The following is a 16,834-nucleotide window of genomic DNA, read 5'->3' as shown; positions in this document are numbered from 1 at the left end:
AAGCCGACGGCGTTCAGCGGCGCCACCGACTGCGACGGCATCCGCAAGACCGTAAAATTCGATCTTTCGGCGAGCCCCTTCATGCTGCAGATCAGCGGCGCCCGTGAGAACGCGCTATCGGTCGCCATCCAGCCGACGGAGTGACGGCCCTACGGGTCGAACCGGGCATCTGGGCGCTTTGACCTGATCCCTCGGCCTGTTATTGTTTTCTCCACGCGAACTTCCCGCCGGCCGTAAGCCGGTGGGGTCGGCGGAACGGCGCTTTCGCTTGTCGCATGTCACGATCGACCAAGGCCCGACTTCGCGCGCCGCCAGGCGCTGCGTTCGGGCGCGGAGCGCATTCATGTCCCGGCTTGTCAAAGTCCTTTTCGCCCTCGCCATCATGGGCTGGCTTTCCTCACATCCTGGGTTCGCCGAAGAAAAGGGCCTGACCGTCTTTGCCGCGGCGTCGATGAAGAATGCGCTCGACGAGGTCGACGCGGCCTATACCGCCAGGACCGGCGTCAAGGTCACCGCGAGCTATGCTGCAAGCTCGGTGCTCGCCAAGCAGATCGATCAGGGCGCGCCGGCCGATGTCTTTCTGTCTGCCGACACCGACTGGATGGACTACGCCACCAGGCAAAACACCATCAAGGCGGAAACCCGGACCAATCTGCTCGGCAACAGCATCGTGCTGATCGCGCCGAAGGATTCATCGATCGACAAGGTCGCGATCGCAGCCGGCTTCGATCTCGCCCAGCTCGCCGGAAGCGGCCGCATCGCGACCGGAGATGTCACCTCGGTCCCGGTCGGCAAATATGCCAAGGCGGCGCTGCAGAGGCTCGGCGCGTGGGACGCGGCGGCGCCGAAGTTTGCCATGGCCGAAAGCGTGCGCGCGGCGCTGACACTGGTGGCGCGCGGCGAGGCCGTGCTTGGCATCGTTTATGCGACCGACGCCAAGGTCGAACCGCAAGTCAAGATCATCGGCACCTTCCCGGCCGATTCCCATCCGCCGATCATCTACCCGGTCGCCGCCACCATCTCGGCCGGGGCAAGCGCCGGCGGCTATCTGGCCTTCCTGCACTCGCAGGCGGCAAAGAGCATATTTGAAAAGTACGGTTTCACCTTCCTGGTCCGGCCTTCATCCTGATTGAATTGCGCGTGTTCGACATCTCGCCCACGGAATGGACGGCGATCCTGCTCTCGCTGCGGGTCGCCACCGTCGCAACGCTGGTGGCCACGCCGATTGCGATCGCGATTGCGTGGCTGCTGGCGCGGCGCGAGTTCTGGGGCAAGGCGCTGCTCGATGCGCTGATCCATCTGCCGCTGGTGCTGCCGCCCGTCGTCACCGGATATCTTCTGCTGCTCAGCCTTGGGCGCCGCGGTGTCGTCGGCGCCTGGCTCGCCGAACATCTTGGTCTGGTCTTTGCGTTCCGCTGGACCGGCGCGGCCCTTGCCTGCGGGATCATGTCTTTCCCGCTGCTGGTGCGGCCGATCCGCCTCTCCATCGAAGCCGTCGACCGCAGGCTGGAACAGGCCGCCGCGACACTGGGTGCCGCGCCCTGGCAGGTATTTCTGACCGTGACATTGCCGCTCGCGCTCTCCGGCGTGCTCGCGGGAATGGTGCTTGGCTTCGCCAAGGCGCTCGGCGAATTCGGCGCCACGATCACCTTCGTGTCCAATATTCCCGGCGAGACGCAAACCATTTCATCGGCGATCTATGCATTGATTCAGACCCCGGACGGCGACGCCGCCGCGATGCGCCTCGTCGTGATATCGGTTCTGCTCGCGATGGCGGCACTTATTGTCTCCGAATGGTTTGCCCGGCGCGCCACGCTGCGCCTGCACGGGAATTAACATGCTGCGGGTCGATGTCTCCAAACAACTCGACGACTTCGCGATCGAGGCCGCCTTTGCCAGCGAAGGCCGCGTCACCGGACTGTTCGGCGCCTCTGGGGCCGGCAAAACCTCGCTGGTCAACATGATCGCGGGACTGTTGCGGCCGGACCGCGGTACGATCTCGGTCGATGGCGAAACGCTGGACGACACCTCGACCGGAGTGCACGTCGCCGTTCATCGTCGCCGCATCGGTTATGTCTTCCAGGACGCGCGGCTGTTTCCGCATCTCGACGTGCAGAAGAACCTCAACTATGGACGGCGCATGAGCGGCCTCCGCGAGGACGTTGCACTCTGGCGGCGCATTACCGAGCTTCTCGACATCGGCCATTTGCTTGATCGCCGTCCGGGAAAGCTATCCGGCGGCGAGCGCCAGCGCGTGGCGCTCGGCCGTGCGCTGCTATCGCAGCCGAGACTGCTGCTGCTGGATGAGCCGCTCGGCTCGCTCGATGAAGAGCGCAAGGAAGAAATCCTTCCCTATCTGATCCGCCTGCGCGACGAGACCGGCGTGCCGATGGTCTATGTCAGCCACGATGCGTCGGAGATGCGCAAGCTCGCGAGTCAGATCGCGATCATCCGGCGCGGCCGCCTGACCGCATTCGGCGGCAGCGAGGTATTGCCGGCATCCAACGGAGCGGGCTGAGGCGCCAAAATCCTAAATTTCTCCGTACAAACCGGATCGTCCGTTAATGATCTCCATAAAGGTAAATGCGTTGTTGTCGTTGACGGCCGTCTTCGCGAGCTTATTGAGTGCTGACATCGCAACCCAAAGGCACAGATCCAAATGTCTCGCGTTTACGCCGCATTGATTGCTTCAGCTCTTTCCATCGCCGCGCTTCCGACTACCGCTTTCGCCGGCTGCTACGGCTGCTACGCTCCGCCGCAACCCTGTGTCACCTGCTATCAGCCGCAATACGTTCCGCCGCAGTACCGCACCGTGCAGGAAACGGTGATGGTCGAGCCCGGCCGCGTTATCGCCCACCGCACGCCTGCGCAGTATCGCACCGTGATGGTGCCGCAGACTGTGATGGTCGCACCGGAAGGCGTCGAGTACGAACGCGTCGCGCCGCAATACGCTGTCCGTGAGCGCGTCGAAATGGTCGAGCCCGCGCGCACCTATTACGCACCCGTCGCGCCACGCTGCTATTCCTGCGGCTACTGATATCGCGAGATTTTGGGAATTGAAGGCGTGGGCCAATCCGGCTCACGCCTTTTCTGTTTCTAGATTCCGGCCACCGACGACCAGAAGCTCGCCAGTTTCTGTTTGAGCAGTTGAAGCGGCGGCGGCGGTGCCGGCACCTCCTCCGGATCTTCGGGCAAACGCAGACCGATCACGTTCACCCTTCCCCCGCTGATGCTACGCGCCACCAGAACGATGCTATCGAGATCGAGCGTTGCGCCTTCTTTCGGCGCGTGGTCGAGATGGATGTCGAAATAGTCGGCCAGCGTCAGCCCGCTCTGATCACCGTCCACCTTGACGCCATAGACGTCCGCCAGTTCGCCGAGCGTGTGCTCGCCCGACACCGTGAAGTCGCCGAGCAGATGCGGATCGGGCGCCGAACTCGGCGGCATGTCAACGAAGAAGCGGTCGAGCGCCTCGGCTTTCTCGGGCGGCGCCAGCAGATAGATGTAATCGCCGGGGCGCACGGGGTCGGCTTCCGGCGGCGAAAGGATGTGCTGATCGCGGATCACGAGCGTCGGCTTCGACCAGGAAGGCGTGAGGCCGCGCCGAAAGAAAAGGCTCTTCGGCCGCACCGGATAGCCGACCAGTTGCTGCTCGAGCTGCCCGGGCAGGTCGAGTTCGACGCGCCGCGGGCCGCGTTCGCTGCGCGGCAACGCCACGTGAAGCCGCCGTGCGGCGGGCGCCAGCGTCCATCCCTGCAGCAGCAGCGAAATGACCACGATGACGAACGCGACGTCGAAATACAGGTAGGCCTTGGAGAGCCCGACCAGCATCGGGATCGAGGCGAGAAAGATCGCGACAGCCCCGCGAAGTCCGGTCCAGGCGATGAAGATTTTCTCCCGCCAGTTGAAGCGAAACGGCGCCAGACACAGGAACACCGCAAGCGGCCGCGCCACCAGCATCAGGACCAGCGCGACGATGATAGCCGGTCCAATGCTCACCACTAGCCGCTGCGGCGAGGCGAGCAGCCCGAGCAGCACGAACATCACGATCTGCGCGAGCCAGGTTGCGGCGTCGAGAAACGTCACCAGCGCGTTGTGCGCGCGGGTCGGGCGGTTGCCGATGATAATGCCGGCGAGATAGACGGCGAGAAATCCCGAGGCGTGCACGATCTGCGCAGCGCCGAAGATCACCAGTGCCGCCGTCAGCACGAACGGCGCGTGCAGACCCTGCGGCAGCGCCACGCGATTGAGCCCCAGCACCACGAGCCTGCCGCCGGCAATACCGGCGACCGCCCCCAGCACCGCCTCGCGGCCAAGCTCCATCGCCACATGGCCGGCCGAACTTCCGCCGACGGAAATCAGTTCGACCAGCATCAAGGTAAGGAACACGGCGAATGGATCGTTGGTGCCGGATTCCGCCTCCAGCGTCGCGCCGACGCGAGGGCGCAATCGCAGCCCTTGCGCATGCACGAGCAGAAACACGGCGGCCGCATCGGTCGAAGCGACCACGGCGCCGACCAGAAGCGCTTCGGTCCAGTTGAGGTCGAGCACGTATTTGGCGACCGGTGCGGTGATCAACGCCGTCAACAGCACGCCGATGGTGGCAAGCACCATCGACGGCGCCAGCACCGCCTTGATGCTCTGGAAGCGCGTGCGCAGGCCGCCGTCGAAAAGGATCAGCGCCAGCGACACCGATCCCACCAGATAAGTGGTGCGCAGATCGTCATATTCGATGCGCCCGGGGCCGGCTTCACCGGCCACGATGCCGATCAGAAGAAACACCAGCAGCAGCGGCGCGCCAAAACGCAGCGCCAGCAGGCTGGACAAGATGCCCGCCATGACCAGGACCGCACCGAGCAGGATGGCTATGCTGACCGAATCGAGAGAGGCCATGGGCCCTGTGTAACTCCTTGCGACCACATCCTTATCGTCGCCTCACTTCGACGCCAACCGATTTCTGCCAACAACGGGCCGGCAAGACGCGATGGCGTCTCGAGGTACAGCGGCGATAGCGCTAGAGGCGCTGATGTGTGAAAATCTGCCGCACATTCGAATCAACGCGCCCATCAGGTAGCGACCTGCCCGAACAGAGATTTTGACGATGGATTTGAACGATATCATCGAATACCTGCGAACCGTGGCGCGTTCGGTCGGCGCAGAAATTTCTTCCCCTTTCTTCTATCTGCAATTCGGCCTGATCCTGACCGCGGCCGGCATCGCGCTGGCGTCCAGCGCCGCGCTTCGCTCGCGCATCGATGCCGGCTCGCTCGCCAATCGCTGGCCGCTGCCGCTGCGACGCCTGGCCCACGTGACGGTTGAGAGCTTCACGACCATCGTGTTCGCGGCCCTGGTGATCGCGGCACGGATCGCGATGTACCATTCGACCTGGCCCAGCCGCAGCTACATGCTGGTGGTCGCCGCCAAACTCGCATTGGCATGGCTGGTCATCCGTCTCATGACATCGGTCATCCGCAACGCAACGCTGGTCAAGCTGGTCTCGATCACCGCGTGGGTGATCGCAGCGCTCAGCGTCATCAACCAGCTCGATCCGGCGGCCGACGCGCTCGATTCGGTTTCCATCGTGCTGGGCGGCCTGCGGCTGACGCCGCTGCTCGTCATCAAACTCGGCCTGATCCTGATCGCCGCGCTCTGGCTCACCAATATCGCCAGCAACTTTGCCGAAAGCCGGATCAACCAGTCCGCCGACCTGACGCCCTCGATCCAGGTGCTGCTGGTGAAGATGATCCGGATGGGGCTGATGGTGATCGCGATCGCGGTCGCACTCAGTGCCGTCGGCATCAACCTGTCGGCGCTCGCGGTGTTTTCGGGCGCGGTCGGCGTCGGTGTCGGCATCGGCTTGCAGAAGATCGTCGCCAACTTCATCAGTGGCATCATCCTGCTCGCCGACAAGTCGGTGAAACCCGGCGATCTCGTCACCATCGGCGACAGCTCGGGACGGATCAGCGCGATGAAGACGCGCTATATCTCGGTCGCCGCCGGCGACGGCCGCGAATTCCTGATCCCGAACGAGGATCTGGTGACGCAGAAAGTCACCAACTGGACCTATACCGACAAGAACACGCTGGTGAAGGTGCTCTTTGGCACCAACTATGAATCCGACCCCAGACGGGTCTGCCAGCTTGCGATCGAAATCGCGAGCGGCGCGCCGCGTGCGATCAAGTCCAAGCCGCCCGGCTGCATCCTGACCGAGTTCGGCGAGACCGGCATGAAGTTTTCCCTGACCTTCTGGATCGCAGACCCGGACGGCATGGACAACGTGAAGAGCGACGTCATGCTGGCGCTCTGGGAAGCCTTCAAGCGCGAGGGCATTCGGGTGCCCTACCCGGTGCGCGAATTGCGCGTTCGCGGCGGTGCGCTGCCGGTCGATACCACCGTGGAGGTCTCGAACTGACCGCGGTTCCGTCGCTGGTGTGGCGGGTTCGGAAGTCCGCGTCCTGGCGGTCAAACGGCACGAACTTTCCCGATCGGGACATCAGGATCGCTTGCACTGCAGGCGCCAATCACTAAATTAGGAGGTTCAATCATCCCTCCCCATCGAGATACGATTCGCCCATGAGTTATGTTGAGGCTTCCGACACGTCCCTGCGCAAAACCGGGCAAATCAAGCTGCACGGTGCGAGCGGTTTTGCCGGCATGCGCAAGGCGGGGGCGCTGGTCGCAAAATGCCTCGACGAGCTGACCGATATCGTCCGGGCCGGCATGCCGACCTCCGAGATCGACCAGTTCGTGCGCGATTTCGCCTTCAGCCACGGCGCCTTTCCGGCGACGCTGATGTACCGCGGCTATCGCTATTCGACCTGCACCTCGATCAACCACGTGGTGTGCCATGGCATGCCCGGTGATCGCGCGCTGAAGGAAGGCGATATCGTCAACATCGACGTCACCTTCATCGTCGATGGCTGGTACGGCGATTCCAGCCGGATGTACGCGATCCAGCCGATCGCGCGAAAGGCCGAGCGGCTGATCGAGGTGACGTATGAGGCGATGATGCGCGGGATCGCGGCCGTCAAGCCGGGTGCGACCACGGGCGATATCGGTCACGCGATCCAGAGCTATGTGGAGCCGCAGGGCATGAGCGTGGTGCGCGATTTCTGCGGTCACGGCCTCGGCCGCCTGTTCCACGACGAGCCGAACATCATTCACATCGGCCGGCCCGGCGAGGGCGTGCCGCTGCGGCCCGGGATGTTCTTCACCATCGAACCGATGATCAATCTGGGCAAGCCGCACGTGAAGATCCTGTCCGACGGCTGGACCGCGGTGACGCGCGACCGCTCGCTCTCGGCGCAGTTCGAGCATTCGGTCGGCGTGACCGCAACCGGCTTCGAAATCTTCACGCTGTCGGAGCGCCATCAGGAGAAGCCGCCGGTCGCGGCCTAAACCTCGCGCGCCGGCGGAAAAATTCCGCATCCTCGGCTTGTTGCGGGGGCCGCTGTCGAGCGCCCCGATGGCGCGAGGAAGCTCGGCTTCCAACAAGCGCAACTTTCTCCAAGCAAAGATTGGCATCTGCGGAGAAATTGTCCCGGAGAACGAAATCTCTCCTGGAGAATATCGATGGCAAGCCAGTCTTCTTCATTCATCGAGGCGCTGTGCGGTACTGACGGCCCGGCGCGTGACCGGGCCGACAAGATGATGCTCTATGGACAATTCGTCGGAGCATGGGACGGAACGGTCACACGATATGGCCCCAATGGTGAGCGCTTCGATTCCAGCGCGGAAGTGCATTTCGGCTGGGCACTCGAAGGCCGGGCCATTCAGGACGTCTGGATCGTGCCCTCGCGGATCGGGCGGGCTCCCGGGGATGCCGACAAGATGTTCGGCACCACCCTTCGCATCTACGATCCGCAGCACGACAGCTGGCAGATCACGTTCATCGATCCGGTCCGGCAGACGCACGATCGCATGACGGGACGCCAGGTGGGGCGCGACATCATTCAGGAGTACCGCAAAGCAGACGGGGCGATCTGCCAATGGTGTTTTCTGGAGATCGAAGCCGGCTCATTCCATTGGGTCAGCCGCGAATCCACCGACGAACGCGAGACCTGGCGTCTCACCGGTGAATTCTATCTCAAGCGCCGCACCGAACGCGTGGCCGAACGGGCAGCCTCTCATTCCGTCGCGAGATAGATCAATGTGAGCAGCGGCAGCACGCCGCCGATCGAAGCGGCCAGGGGCCAGCCGCCACGGGTATAGGCCCAGACGCCGATGGCGGAGCCCAAGGCGCCAGCGAGGAAGAACGTCGTCATATAGAGGCCGTTCAGGCGGCTGCGGTGTTCGGCGCCGAGCATGAACAACGCCCGGTAACCCAGCGTGACATTGCCTTGCACGCCGGCATCGATCGCAATCGCTGCGATCACGAACGCGGCCAGCGCAAGCGTCGAACCTGGCGCGGACAACAACGTCAGGCCGAACCCGAGCGTCGTCATCAGCATGGCGATCGCGGTTGCAGGCCTGGTCCAGCCGCGATCGGCGATGCGGCCCGCCACCGGGGATATGATCGCGCCGCCGACGCCGGCGAGCGCGAACAAGGCGATCCCGCTCTGCGACATCCGGAAGTCAGGGCCGGCCAAGACCAGCGGCACCGTGGTCCAGAACAGGTTGAAGGCCGCAAACAGGCTTGCCTGGTAAAGCGCCCGCCGCTGCAGCACGGGTGTGGTCCGCGCCAGATGCAGCATCGAGGCCAGCAGCGCGCCATAGCCAAGGCGCACCTGCGGTTTTCGCGCGGGCAGCGCGTAACGGAGCAGCAACGTCAGCAAGACCATGACCGCTGCCGACAGCGCATAAACTGTGTGCCAGGAGGACACCGAGGCAATGAAGCTCGAAACCGGACGCGCCAGCAAAATGCCGATCATCAATCCCGTCATGACGTTGCCAATGACTTGGCCTCGAATTTGCTCCGGCGCCAGGTGACCCGCATAGGGCATCAGGATTTGCACGGTGACGGAGCCGAGGCCGACGCAGAGCATCGCCAGAAAGAACGGCAGCGTGTGTGTCGCGAATGACGCGGTGGCGAGCGCCAGCGCGCCAAGCGACATCACCGACAGCACCAGGCGGCGGTTCTCGACGAGGTCGCCGAGCGGCACAATGAAGAACAGCCCTGCCCCGTAGCCGATCTGGGTCATGGTGACGACGAGACCAGCGGCCTTCGGCGACAGGCCGAGTTCCGCCGCGATCGGCCCGACCAGCGGCTGCGCATAGTAGATATTGGCCACGATCAGCCCGCACGACAGCGCGAGCAGGAAGGTGATCCAGCTCGAGATTGAGGATGGATCGTCGGGAAGATCGGAGGCGATCGTTGTCACGTCTTTTTCCTGTTTTGGGAGAGTCCCGCGGGGACGTCCATTCTTGATTACCAAAAAGGTCGGCGAGTGAGCGGTATATAGGGCGATTCAAGCACTGAGCAAAGCACGGCTCCGTGGGCACCATCTCAAGCTTGACTGCACTTATCCGTTGCAAAACTCTCCCGCCACGGCACAGTGGCGCCGATGCCCGCCGAAAGCGACCCAGCCAACGAGAAGCCGGACGACAAGCCGCATTATCACGGCCATCGCGAGCGGCTGCGCGCGCGCTTTCATGACGCCGGGCCGGATGCGCTCAGCGATTATGAGTTGTTGGAAATGGCGCTGTTTGCAGCACTGCCGCGGCGCGACACCAAGCCGCTCGCCAAGACACTCCTGAGGAAGTTCGGCTCCTTTGCCGAGGTGGTTCACGCGCCGGAACATTTGCTTCGCGAAATCGACGGCGTCGGCGATGCCTCGATCACCCAACTCAAGCTGCTGGCCGCCGCGGCCAGCCGTATCGTTAAGGGCGGGATCAAGAGCAGCGTGGCGCTGTCGTCGTGGAACGAGGTCCTCGATTATTGCCGCACCGCCATGGCTTTCGCCGACAAGGAGCAGTTCCGCATCCTGTTTCTCGACAAGCGCAACCAGTTGATTGCCGATGAAGTGCAGCAGACCGGCACGGTCGATCACACGCCGGTCTACCCGCGCGAGGTGATCAAGCGTGCACTGGAATTGTCCGCCACCGCCTTGGTCCTCGTGCACAACCACCCCTCCGGCGATCCCTCGCCGTCGCAGGCCGACATTCAGATGACCAAGGCGATCATCGCCATTGCGAACCCGCTCGGGATTTCCGTGCACGACCACATCATCGTCGGCAAAGGCGGGCACGCGAGCTTGAAAGGCATGCGGCTGATCTAGTGGTCCGATTCTAACATTCGCATCCCTCCTGCGCGGCCTCCTTTTGCGAATGTCAGAAGCAGAGGACCACCAGCAAATATAGATTTCTAGTGGAGTGAGGATCCGACATTCGCTTTCCAAACTCGCGGCAGGTGGGTAGCGAATGTCAGACCCTGTCCACTAGTTGTCGCCAGTATTTACCATCTATTAACTCTCCGCTTCGCGCTTTAGCGAAGGCGTGAGAAAGTGATTCATCGGATGAGAGGGGATAGCTCATTGCCGAATGAGAGGGGATCGATGATGAATCGGCTCGCAGAGCAGATGAGGGGCGCGGCTCTTTCAATGAGCCCTGGAAATCTGATCGACAAATTTCTGAACTGGCTCGAAGGATTGAGGAGCGCGATGGCGCTTGCCGAAATCAACGGATTGGCTCGCAACGAGGCGCGAACCAGGGTGCTGTTCGATTGATCCGGCGACCAAAGCACGCTGGCGCGACCGAACGTTATCGCGCTTTGGATTGGCTGGGTTCAACAAAACAAGTCAGCACCTATCCAGGCACAAGGGCCGCGCCGCAGATGAGGCGGCCCTTGGCTCGCTACACATAGCGGCCAGTTCGCTCTGGATGGACCAAATTGCATCAGGCGGCTTTGTTGTTCTTCCCGACAAGCTCAACCAGTTGGTTGCGGGCGCTGACTTAACAGCGCTCTGACATTATTCGGTCGGCCAGCCCAACTTATCGGCTGCCTCCGCGGCACGACGCTGCAAGAATTCACGCTCGCGCCGGTTGCCCGCAAGTTCGGCCGCTGCCGTGAAGGCCGTCTTCGCTTCTTCGAACCGCTGGAGCTTGAAGAGCAAGTCGCCGCGCACGCTCTCCAGTAAGTGATAGGTCTTCAGCGCGGGCTCGTCCCCCAGGCGGTTGACGATCTCAAGTCCCGCCGCCGGCCCCTCCGCCATGCCGACCGCCACCGCGCGGTTGAGTTCGATGACCGGCGAGGCCACGCGTTTTGTCAGTTCTGAATAAAGCGCCGCGATCTGCGTCCAATTGGTTTCCGCGGCGGTTGCGGCCCGCGCATGGCAGGCAATGATGGCCGCCTGGAGCGCATAGAACCCGAACGCGCCACCGAGCTCGCGGGCGCGGGCGAGCGCCTGCATGCCGCGGCGGATTTGCAGCAGATCCCAGAGCGCGCGATTTTGCTCGAGAATCAGGACCGGCGCGCCCGCCGCATCGGTGCGCGCGGCGTTTCGAGAGGCATTCAGTTCCATCAGCGCCAGCAAGCCGTGAACTTCAGGCTCGCTGGGCGCGATCGAGGTCAGGATACGGCCGATCCGGAGCGCCTCCTGACAGAGCTGCGGGCGCAACCAGTGCTCGCCCGTTGCTGCGGTATAGCCTTCGTTGAAGATCAGGTAGACGACTTCGAGCACCGTGGCGAGCCGTTCAGACAGCTCTTCGCCACGAGGGCTCTCGTAGACCAGCCCGGACTCCGAAAGCGTTCGTTTGGCGCGAACGATACGCTGCGAAACGGTCGCATCCGAGACCAGGAACGCCCGCGCGATTTCCTCGGTGGTGAGGCCGCAGATCATGCGCAGCGCAAGGGCGACGCGCGCCTCTTGCGACAAAAGCGGATGGCACGCCGTGAAGATCAACCGAAGCATCTCGTCGCCGATATCGTCATCGAGGGCTGCGTCCAGGTCGGGCATCGCCTGCTGCTCCGCCTCCAGCTCGCGCGCAACCTGCTCATGCTTGCGCGCGAGCATCCGGGAACGGCGCAGATAGTCGAGCGCGCGCCGCTTGGCCGTCGTCGCCAGCCATGCGCCAGGTCTCTCCGGAATGCCGCTTTTGGGCCAATGCTCAAGCGCCGCCAGCAGCGCGTCCTGCGTCAGTTCCTCGGCCAGCGGCACATCACGCAGCATTTTCGAAAGGCTGGTGATGAGCCGGGGCTGTTCGATCCGCCAGGCCGCCACAATGGCATTGTGGATATCGCTAGCGCCCACTTTCCGAAGTTCGTGCTCCATCGCAGCGTCCACTTTCACGAACTTCGGAAAGTCATGGGCACTAGGAAACCTTATTGATTCTCGTACCGCTTTATCGATCTGAAGTCCGTGATCGAATTCGCCGCTTGTGGTGCACGGACTTCAGATCGGCGGTACCAGCCATCACGACAGGCGGGACCGTGCGCCGCCCGTCACGGGCCGGCGAAAGCGCGAAGTTCGCACGTACCTTCCCAACCGGGCATGTGGTCCAGATGGAGCTGCATGAACTCCCTCGCCATCGCCAACGCCTCCTCCTTGTCGCGAAGCTCGAAGATCGCGTAGCCGCCGACCACTTCCTTGGCTTCGACGAAGGGACCGTCGATCACGCTGAGCTTGCCGCCCTTGATGCGCACCTGCGCCCCGGTCTCGACCGGCATCAGGCCGCCGCTGTCGAGCATGCGGCCTGCCTTGATTTCGCGATCAGCCAGCTTGTGCATGGCCTCCATCATCTCGGGAGGCGGATTGCCCGGAGGGCCGGGATGGGTCACCAGATACATGAAGCGCATGTGAAAACTCCGTCACGGCGAGCCGTGGGCACCATGCCCCGAATGGTCTCGCTGATGGGCCGACGAACCAACCAGTCGCAAATCGACACCGGTCCCGAAAAAATTCACACGCGTGGCACATCCGCCGGCCGGACCGCCTACTGCCGCATCATCAGCAGCGGATCGGCGCTGTCGGGGACCAGCCGCCACTGCGCATTGTCGTCGGCCTCGAACTGCCAGGTCTCGCCCTTATCGGACATCAGAAGCATCTGACCGTGCTCCAGCCGCCAGCGCGTGGGCGCAAACGCCGTGACCAGGGGATCGCACTTCGGTTTCAGGAAGACCTGAAAATTGTCCTGTCCGGCATCGGTATTGGTGAGCGTGAGGCCGCAAACGATCTGGCCACTGTTGCGCACCATGGCCCAGTCGCCGATCATCTGATCCATCGATTTCGCCAGCGAGCGAGCGGCCGCCAGATTCTGCAGGATGTAGACGCCTTCGTTCTGCCGGACGCCTTCGAAGATTCCACTCTCGACTTCGGTGAAGTCGATCACAGGCTGGCCGCTGGCATCCTGCAGCCGGACGATGTCGAGGCCCTTGACATTCCAGGCTGCGATGTCCTTGGCAAAGGGCAGCGCCTTGGCGCAGTTCGGTTCGAGTTCAAGCTTGAGGCCTAGCGGCGCCGCATCGGCCTTCAGCGTGATAACGCAGGTCTTGCTGCGCTCGGTCGTCGCAAGCTCCCATTGGCCGACCATGTCCTTTTTCAAGGAGGCCGCGTCCTGCGCGAGGGCCAAGCGCGCCATCGCCAACGACATCGCGAGCGATGCCGAAACCGCCGCGACAATGATGCGCGGCCAGGGTCTCATCAGCGGCCCTTTACCGGCGTTTCCGCAATCGGGGTGAGTGGCGGCTTGCCGGCAAACCAGGCCTTCAGGTTGTCGACCACGAGCTGGTCCATGGCGTTGCGCGTGACGACCGAGGCGGAGCCGATATGGGGCAGCAATACGACGTTCTGCATCGCCTTGAGCTCGTCGGGAACGGCCGGCTCGTTGGCGAAGACGTCGAGGCCCGCGGCAAGAATGGCACCGGACTTCAGCGCCGCGATCATCGCCTCTTCGTCGACGACAGAGCCGCGCGCGACGTTGATGATGACGCCGCGGGGCCCAAGCGCCTTGAGCACGTCGGCATTGACCATTTTTGCGGTCGAGGGACCGCCGGGCACGATCACCATCAGCGTATCGACGGCTTTCGCCATCTCGATCAGGTCGGGATAGTGCTTATAGCTCAGGCCCGCGACCGGATTGCGCGTGTGATAGACCACCGGCACCAGCGAGGCATCGAGGCGGCGCGCGATCGCCTGACCGATGCGCCCCATGCCGACGAAACCGACCTTGCGGTCGCGCAGCGATCCGACGCTCAAGGGATATTGCTGCGTCGTCCAGAGTCCGGAACGCAGGTAGCGGTCGGCCTTGATGAATTCGCGAAGCGTCGCGATCAGAAGCCCCATCGCGATATCGGCGACCTCTTCAGTGAGGACGTCAGGCGTATTGGTCACGACGATGTTGTGCTCACGCGCATGGTTGGCATCGACATGGTCGTAACCGACGCCGAAAGACGCCACGATTTCGAGCTTGGGAAACATGCTCATCACGGCGCCATCGCAGCGGGCGGTCGAGTAGGTCACCGCGGCGCCGCGAATCTTCTGGGCCACTGCCGGGCTGATGCGCTCCAGATCGGCGCGCGTCTCCGCCGGGTGCAACACATATTGATCGGAAAAACCCTTGTCGACGATCGGCTTGTTCGGCCCGTAGACAAGGAGGTCGATTTTTTCCGATGAAAGATTTCCGCCCGACATTTTTAGTTTTCCTTTCCAAGCGCGCTTTCGTGCCAGCGCCGCAGCACCAGATGCGAGGCCAGCGCCAGCAGCCCATAAATGACAATTCCCGCCGCCGAGAGCAACAGCAAGGCGGCGAACATTCGGGGAATGTTGAGACGATAGCCGGATTCGGCGATTCGGTAGGCCAGCCCGGATCCGGCGCCGGCGGAGCCTGCCGCAATTTCAGCCACAACCGCGCCGATCAGCGACAGCCCGCCGGCGATGCGAAGTCCGCCGAGAATATAGGGCAAGGCGGCCGGCAATTTGAGCAAACACAGGGTTTGCAGCGGCGAGGCGCGATAAAGTTGAAACAGGCCGGCAAGGTTCCGATCCACCGAATTGAGGCCGAGCGTGGTGTTGGACAGCACAGGAAAGAAGGCAACGATCCAGGCGCAGACTACCACGGCCGTGCTTTGCGGCAGATAAATCAGCAATAATGGCGCAATCGCGATCACGGGCGTGACCTGCAGCACCACGGCATAGGGAAACAGCGAATATTCCAGCCACTTCGACAGATTAAACAACAGCGCCAGCACGATGCCGCCGATCGCGGCCGCGGCAAATCCCTCAAAGGTCGTCAGCAGCGTGGTCAGAAGCGATTGAGACAACACGCCCCAGTCGCGGATCAGGGTCACAAACACCGCTGACGGCGCCGGCAGAACATAGGGCTTGATATCGTTGGCGCGCACCACGAATTCCCACAGGCCGAGCCCGGCGGCGAGCACGATGATGGGCAACATGAAACGCGCGACGCGCGCGGCGTGATTGCCGGCAGGCCGAGGCACGACAGAGCGCGGCGAAAGATCCGGCGTGCTCATGCCGACTGTCCTGAATAGGCCGGAGCCAGCGCGTTCGAGACTTTGCGGCAATAGCCGGCATAGTCGGCCGAGGTGCGAAAGTCCTCGTTGCGCGGCTCTGCGCTATCGACGCGGATTTCGCTGGCGATACGCCCGGGCCGCGAGGTCATCACCAGCACCCGCTGCGACAGATAGACCGATTCAAAAACCGAATGGGTGACGAAGATGACCGTCTTGCGCAAATTGCGCCACAACGCCAAAAGATCGTTGTTGAGACGGAAGCGGGTGATTTCATCGAGCGCCGCGAACGGCTCGTCCATCAACAGGATGTCCGGATCGGTCACCAGCGCACGCGCCAGCGAGACGCGCATTTTCATGCCGCCGGACAATTCGCGGGGATAGCTGTCCGCAAACTCGGAAAGCCCGACTTGCGCGAGCGCATCGTCGACGCGGGCCTTTGCGGCCGACGACGGCACGCGAGCGAGCTTCAGCGGCAGCCTAACGTTCTCGCGCACGCTGGTCCACGGCATCAGGGTCGGCTCCTGAAACACGAAGCCCACGGCGTGGCGGCCGTTCGCCGCGGCAGCGCGCTGGGCCACGCGGACGGTTCCGGAACTCGGCGCGGTAAGGCCGGCGATCAGGCGCAATGCGGTGGATTTGCCGCAGCCGGACGGCCCGAGCAACGATACGAACTCGCCGCGGCGAACCTCGAGATCGATCGGACCGAGCGCTGCCAGGCCATTGTCGAAGACCTTGGTGACGCCGCGCAGGTTGACCGCGGCGTCTGTCGCCGGTTCGGTGTCCATATCCGCAAGCGCCTCCGAATCGACCATCGCGCTTCGGCCCTAGTTCTTCGGCCGCAGGTCGAGGCCGACGCCCTTGTTGACGAAACGAAGCGTATAGGACTTGCGATAATCGATGTCGGGCTTGACCACGTGGGCGCGCACCATCTTGTCGAAGAAGCTCGCCATGCGGGCATCGTTCATGGCGCCGATGCCGTCGCGCAAGGAGTCGCCGGAATCCACGATGCCGTATTCCTTCATCCGGGCAATCGAAAAAGCGAGCAGTTCATCCGTCATCTCCGGATTGAACTTCTTGATCATCGCGTTCGCCGCCGCGTTGTCGCCGTAGAGATAGTGATACCAGCCGATGATCGAGGCATTGACGAAGCGCTGCACCAGATCCGGTTTCTTGTCGATCAGCTCGCGACGGGTCTCGACCAGCGTCGAGTAGGTATTGAAGCCGTAATCGGCGAGCAGGATGACCCCAGGCTTGAATCCGGCGGTCTTCTCGACGGCGTATGGCTCGGACGTGACATAGCCCTGCATCGCGCTGTGCTTGTCGGCCAGGAATGGCTGCGGATTGAACGTGTACGGTTTTACCCTGTCCTCACTGAACCCATACTCGGATTTCAGCCATTGGAAATAGCTCGAGATGCCTTCCTTGGAG

18 protein-coding genes are annotated in these 16,834 nt (G+C 62.9%); 9 read left to right on the top strand and 9 right to left on the bottom strand.

What is annotated here, in order from left to right; genetic code table 11:
• Positions 1–343 precede the first annotated feature (343 nt).
• From modA to VFL62_RS19490, 4 genes are all read left to right on the top strand, one after another.
• The gene (gene modA, locus VFL62_RS19505) at positions 344–1,129 is read left to right on the top strand and encodes a molybdate ABC transporter substrate-binding protein (protein ID WP_325174020.1); all 786 of its coding nucleotides are present in this window, start codon (positions 344–346) and stop codon (positions 1,127–1,129) included.
• An 11-nt stretch (positions 1,130–1,140) separates the two neighbouring features.
• Positions 1,141–1,836, top strand: a complete 696-nt coding sequence (modB, locus tag VFL62_RS19500; RefSeq protein ID WP_325174019.1) for a molybdate ABC transporter permease subunit — start codon at positions 1,141–1,143, stop codon at positions 1,834–1,836.
• 1 nt (position 1,837) lies between these two features.
• A complete protein-coding gene (modC, locus tag VFL62_RS19495; RefSeq protein WP_325174018.1) occupies positions 1,838–2,518 on the top strand; it encodes a molybdenum ABC transporter ATP-binding protein in 681 nt (226 codons plus the stop codon).
• Positions 2,519–2,659: 141 nt separating this feature from the next.
• Positions 2,660–3,037, top strand: coding sequence for a hypothetical protein (locus tag VFL62_RS19490; RefSeq protein WP_325174017.1), 378 nt, complete (start codon positions 2,660–2,662; stop codon positions 3,035–3,037).
• A 59-nt stretch (positions 3,038–3,096) separates the two neighbouring features.
• On the opposite strand, the gene VFL62_RS19485 is transcribed toward VFL62_RS19490, so the two are convergent.
• Complete coding sequence (locus tag VFL62_RS19485) at positions 3,097–4,893, bottom strand: potassium/proton antiporter (protein WP_325174016.1); 1,797 nt, start codon at positions 4,891–4,893, stop codon at positions 3,097–3,099.
• A gap of 202 nt (positions 4,894–5,095) precedes the next feature.
• On the opposite strand from VFL62_RS19485, the gene VFL62_RS19480 reads away from it, so the two are divergent.
• The 3 genes from VFL62_RS19480 (at position 5,096) to VFL62_RS19470 (ending at position 8,145) form a co-directional block, all read left to right on the top strand.
• Positions 5,096–6,412: a mechanosensitive ion channel family protein gene (locus tag VFL62_RS19480; protein ID WP_325174015.1), complete on the top strand. Its 1,317-nt coding sequence runs from the start codon at positions 5,096–5,098 to the stop codon at positions 6,410–6,412.
• A 161-nt stretch (positions 6,413–6,573) separates the two neighbouring features.
• Positions 6,574–7,398, top strand: coding sequence for a type I methionyl aminopeptidase (gene map, locus VFL62_RS19475; RefSeq protein ID WP_325174014.1), 825 nt, complete (start codon positions 6,574–6,576; stop codon positions 7,396–7,398).
• A gap of 174 nt (positions 7,399–7,572) precedes the next feature.
• A complete protein-coding gene (locus VFL62_RS19470) occupies positions 7,573–8,145 on the top strand; it encodes a hypothetical protein (protein ID WP_325174013.1) in 573 nt (190 codons plus the stop codon).
• Here the strand turns inward: VFL62_RS19470 and VFL62_RS19465 are convergent.
• On the bottom strand, positions 8,127–9,320 hold the full coding sequence (locus tag VFL62_RS19465; RefSeq protein ID WP_325174012.1) for an MFS transporter: 1,194 nt from the start codon (positions 9,318–9,320) through the stop codon (positions 8,127–8,129). The two genes, VFL62_RS19470 and VFL62_RS19465, sit on opposite strands and share 19 nt — an antisense overlap.
• 183 nt (positions 9,321–9,503) lie before the next feature.
• Between VFL62_RS19465 and radC the strand changes: the two genes are divergently transcribed.
• Both radC and VFL62_RS19455 read left to right on the top strand, forming a co-directional pair.
• A complete protein-coding gene (gene radC, locus VFL62_RS19460) occupies positions 9,504–10,217 on the top strand; it encodes a RadC family protein (protein ID WP_325174011.1) in 714 nt (237 codons plus the stop codon).
• Between the two features lie 321 nt (positions 10,218–10,538).
• Positions 10,539–10,664 carry a hypothetical protein gene (locus VFL62_RS19455; protein ID WP_325174010.1) on the top strand — a complete coding sequence of 42 codons (126 nt, stop codon included), beginning with the start codon at positions 10,539–10,541 and terminating at the stop codon, positions 10,662–10,664.
• A 243-nt stretch (positions 10,665–10,907) separates the two neighbouring features.
• On the opposite strand, the gene VFL62_RS19450 is transcribed toward VFL62_RS19455, so the two are convergent.
• The 7 genes from VFL62_RS19450 to VFL62_RS19420 form a co-directional block, all read right to left on the bottom strand.
• Positions 10,908–12,209, bottom strand: a complete 1,302-nt coding sequence (locus VFL62_RS19450) for an RNA polymerase sigma factor (protein ID WP_325174009.1) — start codon at positions 12,207–12,209, stop codon at positions 10,908–10,910.
• A gap of 170 nt (positions 12,210–12,379) precedes the next feature.
• A complete protein-coding gene (locus VFL62_RS19445; protein ID WP_325174008.1) occupies positions 12,380–12,733 on the bottom strand; it encodes a YciI family protein in 354 nt (117 codons plus the stop codon).
• A 137-nt stretch (positions 12,734–12,870) separates the two neighbouring features.
• On the bottom strand, positions 12,871–13,527 hold the full coding sequence (locus VFL62_RS19440) for a protease inhibitor Inh/omp19 family protein (protein WP_414644778.1): 657 nt from the start codon (positions 13,525–13,527) through the stop codon (positions 12,871–12,873).
• Between the two features lie 50 nt (positions 13,528–13,577).
• Entirely contained in the window at positions 13,578–14,567 is a 990-nt protein-coding gene (locus tag VFL62_RS19435) for a 2-hydroxyacid dehydrogenase (RefSeq protein WP_325174006.1), read from the bottom strand.
• 2 nt (positions 14,568–14,569) lie between these two features.
• Positions 14,570–15,328 carry an ABC transporter permease gene (locus VFL62_RS19430; RefSeq protein WP_414644777.1) on the bottom strand — a complete coding sequence of 253 codons (759 nt, stop codon included), beginning with the start codon at positions 15,326–15,328 and terminating at the stop codon, positions 14,570–14,572.
• A 74-nt stretch (positions 15,329–15,402) separates the two neighbouring features.
• Positions 15,403–16,191 carry an ABC transporter ATP-binding protein gene (locus VFL62_RS19425; RefSeq protein WP_325174004.1) on the bottom strand — a complete coding sequence of 263 codons (789 nt, stop codon included), beginning with the start codon at positions 16,189–16,191 and terminating at the stop codon, positions 15,403–15,405.
• Positions 16,192–16,230: 39 nt separating this feature from the next.
• Positions 16,231–16,834 (bottom strand): ABC transporter substrate-binding protein (locus tag VFL62_RS19420; protein WP_325174003.1); only part of this gene is annotated, 604 nt, incomplete at its 5' end.

This window comes from Bradyrhizobium sp. (genome assembly GCF_035701725.1).
In the GTDB taxonomy this organism is placed as follows: Bacteria; Pseudomonadota; Alphaproteobacteria; order Rhizobiales; family Xanthobacteraceae; genus Bradyrhizobium.
This window is presented reverse-complemented; position numbering and strand designations above follow the sequence as displayed.

Excerpts from the sequence above, each read along its gene's own strand:
- modA (WP_325174020.1), top strand. The coding sequence starts at position 344 with ATGTCCCGGCTTGTCAAAGTCCTTTTCGCCCTCGCCATCATGGGCTGG.
- modC (WP_325174018.1), top strand. The coding sequence starts at position 1,838 with ATGCTGCGGGTCGATGTCTCCAAACAACTCGACGACTTCGCGATCGAG.
- VFL62_RS19490 (WP_325174017.1), top strand. The coding sequence starts at position 2,660 with ATGTCTCGCGTTTACGCCGCATTGATTGCTTCAGCTCTTTCCATCGCC.
- VFL62_RS19485 (WP_325174016.1), bottom strand. The coding sequence starts at position 4,893 with ATGGCCTCTCTCGATTCGGTCAGCATAGCCATCCTGCTCGGTGCGGTC.
- map (WP_325174014.1), top strand. The coding sequence starts at position 6,574 with ATGAGTTATGTTGAGGCTTCCGACACGTCCCTGCGCAAAACCGGGCAA.
- VFL62_RS19470 (WP_325174013.1), top strand. The coding sequence starts at position 7,573 with ATGGCAAGCCAGTCTTCTTCATTCATCGAGGCGCTGTGCGGTACTGAC.
- radC (WP_325174011.1), top strand. The coding sequence starts at position 9,504 with ATGCCCGCCGAAAGCGACCCAGCCAACGAGAAGCCGGACGACAAGCCG.
- VFL62_RS19455 (WP_325174010.1), top strand. The coding sequence starts at position 10,539 with ATGAGCCCTGGAAATCTGATCGACAAATTTCTGAACTGGCTCGAAGGA.
- VFL62_RS19450 (WP_325174009.1), bottom strand. The coding sequence starts at position 12,209 with ATGGAGCACGAACTTCGGAAAGTGGGCGCTAGCGATATCCACAATGCC.
- VFL62_RS19445 (WP_325174008.1), bottom strand. The coding sequence starts at position 12,733 with ATGCGCTTCATGTATCTGGTGACCCATCCCGGCCCTCCGGGCAATCCG.
- VFL62_RS19440 (WP_414644778.1), bottom strand. The coding sequence starts at position 13,527 with ATGTCGTTGGCGATGGCGCGCTTGGCCCTCGCGCAGGACGCGGCCTCC.
- VFL62_RS19435 (WP_325174006.1), bottom strand. The coding sequence starts at position 14,567 with ATGTCGGGCGGAAATCTTTCATCGGAAAAAATCGACCTCCTTGTCTAC.
- VFL62_RS19430 (WP_414644777.1), bottom strand. The coding sequence starts at position 15,328 with ATGTTGCCCATCATCGTGCTCGCCGCCGGGCTCGGCCTGTGGGAATTC.
- VFL62_RS19425 (WP_325174004.1), bottom strand. The coding sequence starts at position 16,191 with ATGGACACCGAACCGGCGACAGACGCCGCGGTCAACCTGCGCGGCGTC.